General features: G+C 66.1%; 2 protein-coding genes. Both read right to left on the bottom strand.

From position 1 onward, the window contains the following. Nucleotides 1-78: 78 nt before the first annotated feature. Nucleotides 79-465, bottom strand: coding sequence for a hypothetical protein (locus tag AC1D12_RS34650; protein ID WP_047507495.1), 387 nt, complete (start codon nucleotides 463-465; stop codon nucleotides 79-81). A gap of 134 nt (nucleotides 466-599) precedes the next feature. After that, nucleotides 600-714 (bottom strand): AraC family transcriptional regulator (locus tag AC1D12_RS34645; RefSeq protein ID WP_477845574.1); only part of this gene is annotated, 115 nt, incomplete at its 5' end.

Raw genomic sequence — 714 nt, 5'->3', positions numbered from 1 at the left:
GTTTGGCGGCGGCGTCTTGGAAAGCGCCGATCGCCGAAGGCCTCATCGAGCGGACATTTCGTGCGCGGTCCAAGCTGGCTACAGAGGATCGAATGGGCCGGCGCAATCCTTGAGCCGGGCCAACTCGACGTTCTGAACGACATCCCATCGCCGCCACGAGTAGTGAATCAGCGTGACGCCGGTCGGATGCATCGGCCGGCTCCCTTCGCCGACCTGGATGATGGCCGTGCCGGCACTCGGCAGGAAGCTGTGCAGGCTCGACACCCACCGGCGATTCGGGTGCGCGCCCTGGAACTGCTCCTCCGTGATGACGGCGGTTTGAGCCCATCCTGTCGGCGTTCTGGCCTCGAGTGCCAGGGCATGGAAGTCCATGCCGTCTTCGCCGCGCTTGACACCGCGCAGCGCCAGGCGGCTGTCTCCCGTCAGAGAGTTCAGCTCCTCGATGGTGACGATGTCGCCGTTCATCTGCGGCCTGCTTCGCGTGATCGGGCTTTGCGCACATGGGTCTCCTGGCGGTAAGGCTCGAGCATGCCTTGAAGGTCGGGAACGGCCAAGATGCGAGCCCGCAATGGCGTCGTTCCGTGCATGTCCTGGTCCGATCAGGCGCCCCGGCTCACCAGCGTCGGGGTGACGCCGAGCAGCCGGCGCATGCAGCGCGCCATGTGACTCTGGTGTGCGAAGCCTGCCTCGAGCGCGACCTCACTGGGCGGCATC

The sequence above is a fragment of the Rhizobacter sp. P1_G5 genome (assembly GCF_056405435.1).
This window is presented reverse-complemented; position numbering and strand designations above follow the sequence as displayed.